Source organism: Kitasatospora sp. NPDC057512 (assembly GCF_042802135.1).
GTDB lineage: Bacteria > Actinomycetota > Actinomycetes > Streptomycetales > Streptomycetaceae > Kitasatospora.
The window spans coordinates 1-5,744 of sequence record NZ_JBHVET010000578.1 but is presented as its reverse complement, the minus strand read 5'-3'; the positions used below and the strand labels follow the sequence as shown (position 1 = coordinate 5,744).

The following is a 5,744-nucleotide window of genomic DNA, read 5'->3' as shown; positions in this document are numbered from 1 at the left end:
GCCCCGACGACCGCGTTTCAGGCGCTGCCAGGCACCTGGAACGCGGTCCAGAGATCAAACCGCCCACCGAGCGCCAACTCAGTGGGCCGAGCCCGTCCGGGCGCCAACCCGGACAACAACGAGGTTCTGCCGAACCGAAGCCGATGAAGGCTTCTGCCTCCCGATACGGAGACATCCACATGACACGAACACAGGGACCGTGCCACCCGACTGGAGTGATCCAACTCCCGTACGGGCCAGACATGTCACATGTACAGGCAATATAATGAAGCAAAATCCACGCGATTTCCAGCCGTCGCACGATATCGCCGCCTGGAACGGGCTGCCCCCGCGACAGCGCCGACAACGGGTCAAAGTCCCCCTCCGCATCGTGGAGTCCCCGTTCTACGCGGATGCGGCGCTCAGCGTCTACGTCAAGATCAAGGCACTCGCCCAGCGCCCCGAAGGCTGCACCGCCGGCGCCCGCACCCTCGCGTCCTACCTCGGGCTGTCGAAGTCCACCGTCGAACGCGGCATCTCCCAGCTCCGCTCCAGCGCGCCCGACGGCGTAATCGAACTGCCGGAGAACACCCGCCGCTCCATGCCCGGCGGCTGGGGCACCACCTGCCTGCGCCGGGTGCGGCCGATGACGTCCTCGGAGCGCTTCGTCTGGCTGCCCGTCGCCGCCTGCGAGGACCTCACGCCGCGCCAACTGCGCGCGTACGCCGCCATCGCCTACGCCGTGGCCCTGAAGATCGCCCTGACCGAGGCCGAGCTCGCCGGCTACCTGCGCCACCACACGGGCAGCCGCGCGGGCAGCCCGATCACCACGGAAGCCGCCGGGAAGGTGATCGACGGCCTGGAGGCCACCGGCTGGATCACCGTCGAGCGCCGCGCCGGCACCCAGGGCCGGCACCTCTTCACCCTCGCCACGGTCGAACCGGAACCCCGCCCCGGCGACCCGTTCGACCTCTTCGCCACACCCGCGTCTCCTGTTGTTGGTGACGGATCGGGTCCCCGCGTTGATGACGGATCGCTCGCGTACAGAGAAGACCCTATGACTGACCGACCCGCGAACGAACGTCCGCTTTTCCCACCCGCCGAAGGCGAGATACCGGTAGCTGCGTCGGTGCCCGGCCGCCCGGCCGTGCGCACGGAACCGGTGCCCCCGGGTGAGCCGGTGGCGGCTCGACTGCCGAGCCCGCGTCTCGCGCTCCGCGCGGGGGAGCACCCCGACAGCAACGCCCCCGAACTCACCTACAGCCCCCGCGTCCACGCTGCCCTCGAACCCGTCCGCTGGCTCCTGCCCCGGGCCAACACCTTCACCCAACGGCTCATCGGCCGCGAAGCCGGGCGCCAGCTGCGCACAGGCACCGACGACGCGAGGCTTCGAGCCCGCCTGACGGCCCGCCTGGCCGCCACGACGCCCTCGGACATCCGGGACGTCGGCCGCTGGCTGCTGGGCGTCGCACTGCCCCGCTGGGGTTGCCCTGACCCCGACTGCGAGACCGGAGTGCTGTGGTCCTCCGGTACTGCGTGCCGGACGTGCCGGGAAGTCATCACCGACCGCCGGGCCGCGTCCCGCCCACCGGTGGTGCCCTCAGCACCCGCCGGCAACGCCCCCACCGGGCCTGACCACCTCCCGAGGCTCGGCCAGTGCTGTCCCGGCTGTGAACGCCCCCGCCCGGTGGGAACGTCAGGTCTGTGCGGCGGTTGCCGGCACACCTCGAAGGCCACCACCCCCACGGCAGTCCCGGCCGGACGCTGCACCGGCGACGGCAGCGCACGCTGCGACCGGCCCGCGGCGAACGACGGCCTGTGCTGGCGGTGCAGGGTCCGGAGGACGTCTCGGGCCGGTACCGACTCGTTCCCCTCGACTGAGGCCGGGCAGCCGGAACCGGATCCTGCGGCAAGTCGGTACCAGAGTCGCTTCGGTCGCTCGGTCGCTGCCCACGGGGCTTCACCGGTTCCGGTGCCGGCGGCTCGGCAACCCGCGGCAGCAGAACTCCTGGGCAGTCAGCCGGCTCCCTTCGTCCTCGGCGGAGCTACTGAAGCGACCCAAGCGACCGAACCCGGCACCTTCAGCCGGGCCTGACACGCGCGACACGCCGCCGTTCTGCCCGAAGAGGCTCAGTCGCTTTCAGTCGCTGAGCTTCAGTCGCTGGACAAAACCCCAGGTCAGAACCCATATACTCACCCGATCAGCGACTGAAGCGACTCAAGCCCGGGTATATAAAGACATTCCCGTGTGCGTGTGTGCGTTATAGACCCGGGCTTGAGTCGCTTCAGTCGCTGATGGGCTTGGAAAACGGCTTCTACCTGCGGAAACGTCGGAGCACCGGAACCAGCGACCAAAGCGACTCGGTCGCTGGCCAACGGTTCGGTCGCTCAGTCTGCCCACGGGCTCCGCCGGTTCGGGCTCGTATGTCCTCGCTCGGCTAGTCTGTGTGAGCTATCTTCTGGACTTCGGTCGCTTCAGTCGCTGATCCGGCATCCGCCAGTGCTCTGACCTGGCTTTTTGCCTTCAGCGACTCAGCCAGCGACTCACGTCCGGGCAGCTACCGAGCTACCGATCAGCTACCGAACCAAGGGGAAGGGACCAGCGTGACGGCGCCGAAGGCCGTGGGGAGCGACCGAGCGGAGCGTCAGCCGGAGGCGCTCGCCGTCGCTCGCTGGTGTGCCGCCCAGGGGTGGCCCGTCCATCCGCTGGCTCCCGGACGCAAGACCCCGCCGGCCAACTGTCAGGCCTGCCAGGACTCCCCGCACTCCCCCACCGAGTGCATCTGCCCCCGGGTGGGTCGCTGGTGCCACGGCTTCCACGCCGCCACCGTCAACCAGGACGTCATCACCGCCTGGTGGCGAGTCAACCCGGACTTCGGTACGGGTGTCGCCTGCGGCCCTGCGGGCCTGGTCGTCATCGACGTCGACAGCCACCCGGGCCCTGTCCCCTCCCGGGACCGGATCCTGCCAGGCATCCCGATCCACGAGCACGTCAACCTCGACGGCCTGGAGAACGGCTACCACACCCTCGCCCTGCTGGCGGCTCTGCGCGGTGCCCCCGACCCGGCCGGGGACACCGCGACCCTGAGGGTGCGAACCCCCTCCGGGGGCCTGCACATCTGGTACCGCGACCAGGCCCACCACCGGTTCGCCTGTTCCGCAGGCTCCTCCGCCGGCCGGGCCCTCGCCTGGCAGGTCGACGTCCGTGCCCACGGCGGCTACATCGTCGCTCCCGTCACGGCGACCGCCAACGGTGTCTACACCCCGCTGCCCGGTGCCACGGTCCCCGCGCCGCTCCCCAGGTGGCTCGCCGAGGAACTCATCCGCACCGGCCACCTCAAGGACCAGCCCGGTACGCACAGCGTCCCCCAGCAGGCCGTCCCCCACCGGGGCCGTCAGGCCGTCGTGGCCGCCGGCGGCGGCAAGCGGGGTGCCGATCGGGTCCTCGACACCGTTCTGCAGGACGTCACCGACTGCGCGGGCACGGCCGAAGGGGCCGGGTTCACCGGCAAGCTCAACCGCGCCGCCTTCACCGCCGGAGGCCTGGTCGCCGCCGGGCACCTCACCCACGCGGCCGCCGAGCGGCTGCTCACCGATGCCGCACACACCGCCCGCCCCTCCCAGGACCGGCACAGCTCCGCCGTCATCCGCTCCGGCCTCGCCGCCGGCGCCCGGCAGCCCCTGCACATCGGGAAGGCGCGCGGATGAGCGACAGCACCCGTAAGAGGACGGTCTTCGACCCCGTGGCCGCAGCGCAGCAGATCCTGGAGTACCCGCCGGTCCCGGGTCCCTCGCAGGCCCCCTGGCACGGCACCGCCGTGCAGGAGAGCCTCTTGGAGGAACCTGCCCCCGTGGCGGCCCAGCAGACGCCTGTTCAGGCCGTCCAGGGCCCCTCGACGGCCTCACCGGTCATTCGGTCCACTCCCGCCCCCGCAGGCCCACAGGCGAGCCCGCAGGGCCTCCTGCCGGACTCCCTGTCGGACCGCGGAAACGCCAAGCTCTTCGTCCACCTCTACGGACGCGACTACCGCCACGTCCCAGGACTCGGCTGGTACCGCTGGGCCGCCCACCGCTGGCAGCTCGACGAGGACGACACCGTCCTGTGGGCCGCCGGCGAGATGGCCGAGAGCATCGCCACCCACGACCCCCGCGGCCTCTACACCAACACCGACCTGCGTCGGCACCGCCGCCGCGCCCTGTCCACCTCGGGTATGAACGCCATGCTCGCCCAGGCCAAGTCCGCCCCGGGGATGGTCCTCAACGCAGCTCTCCTGGACGCCGACGCGTACGCCCTGTGCACCCCGAGCGGCGTGGTCGACCTGCGCACCGGCGCCATCGTGCCGCCCGACCCGAAGGTCCACCACCACTCCCGCTCCACCACCCTCGCCCCGTCCCGGATGCCCACCCCCCGCTGGGACCGCTTCCTCACCGACACCTTCGGCGACGACAAGGAAGGCCGCCAGACCCGCGACTTCCTCCACCTGCTGCTCGGCTACTCCATCAGCGGCGACGTCGGCGCCCAGGTCATGCCCTTCCTCTACGGCCAGGGCAAGAACGGCAAGTCAGTCCTGCTCGACGTCATGATCCAGCTCCTCGGCGACTACGCCGACGCGGCCCCGCCCGGCTTCCTCATGGCCAAGACCTTCGACGGCCACCCCACCGACCTCGCCGAGCTCCACGGCCGGCGCATCATCGTCTGCTCCGAGCTCAAGCCCGGCGACCGCTTCGACGAGGCCCGGGTCAAGCTGCTCACCGGCGGGGACAAGATCAAGGCCCGCCGGATGCGCCAGGACTTCTTCTCCTTCGAGCCCACCCACAAGCTCTGGCTGCTCGGCAACCACCGTCCCGAGGTCGGCACCGGCGGCTTCGCCTTCTGGCGGCGCATGCGCCTGATCCCGTTCGAGCGGGTCGTGCCCGAGGAGCGCAAGATCGACAACCTGGCCCACGTCCTCGTCGCCGAGGAGGGGCCCGGGATCCTGGCCTGGCTCATCGAGGGCGCCCGCCGCTACTTCGCCGGGGAGAAGGACCTCGCCGGCCCCCAGGCCGTCCAGACCGCGACCACGGCCTACGCCGAGACCGAGGACCACGTGGGCCGCTTCCTCAAGGAGGCGTGCGTCACAGGCGAGGGCATGCGGGCCGAACAGTCCCAGCTCTTCGGCGCCTACACCCGTTGGTGCGGCTTCGAGGGGGCCAATCCCGTATCCGGGCGTGCCTTCGCCGCACGAGTTCGCGAGACACTGGGTATGACATCTCCCAAGGAGATGGTCCTGTCCAACAGCCGCAAGTACTACCCGGGCATCGGCCTGATCACCGACGACACAGAGGAGCACAACGCGTGAGCGCGCTGATCGACCCGGCCGAGCTCGCCCACGAAACCGACCTCGTCTGGCTGGAGGAGACCTCCGACCTCGACTACGTCCGTCAGTCGCTGGACCGCCTCACCACCCGCCGCGGCCGCCCGGCCTACCACCGCGACGGCCGCATGGTCGGCTACGCGATCCTCGGCCCCGACGCCAAGTCCTCGCGCGCCTCCGGCACCTTCCGCCGGCGCGTCTTCTGGCTCCTGCCGCACGACCGCGACCAGGACCCCGAAGGCCTCTACACCACCGGCGCCCCCTCCGAGGCCGTGGACCCGCGCACCGTCGCCCCGGGCGTCAAGGGCTACAAGACCGAGCGCTCCGAGGGCGGCCCGGCCTCCCCCGCCATGCTCGAACTGGGGATAACGCTTCCGAAGGCCTGACAGCCCTGGTGATGCGGTTCATGGG

4 protein-coding genes are annotated in these 5,744 nt (G+C 70.9%); all 4 read left to right on the top strand.

All coding sequences use genetic code 11. The features are described from left to right. Window positions 1–265: 265 nt before the first annotated feature. Window positions 266–2,074, top strand: a complete 1,809-nt coding sequence (locus tag ACFU6K_RS29450; RefSeq protein WP_380668089.1) for a hypothetical protein — start codon at window positions 266–268, stop codon at window positions 2,072–2,074. A gap of 509 nt (window positions 2,075–2,583) precedes the next feature. Next, the gene (locus tag ACFU6K_RS29445; protein WP_380668087.1) at window positions 2,584–3,687 is read left to right on the top strand and encodes a bifunctional DNA primase/polymerase; all 1,104 of its coding nucleotides are present in this window, start codon (window positions 2,584–2,586) and stop codon (window positions 3,685–3,687) included. Then, complete coding sequence (locus tag ACFU6K_RS29440) at window positions 3,684–5,318, top strand: phage/plasmid primase, P4 family (RefSeq protein ID WP_380668085.1); 1,635 nt, start codon at window positions 3,684–3,686, stop codon at window positions 5,316–5,318. The genes ACFU6K_RS29445 and ACFU6K_RS29440 overlap by 4 nt, the downstream gene beginning before the upstream one ends. Next, window positions 5,315–5,719, top strand: coding sequence for a DUF6009 family protein (locus tag ACFU6K_RS29435; protein ID WP_380668083.1), 405 nt, complete (start codon window positions 5,315–5,317; stop codon window positions 5,717–5,719). The genes ACFU6K_RS29440 and ACFU6K_RS29435 overlap by 4 nt, the downstream gene beginning before the upstream one ends. Window positions 5,720–5,744 lie beyond the last annotated feature (25 nt).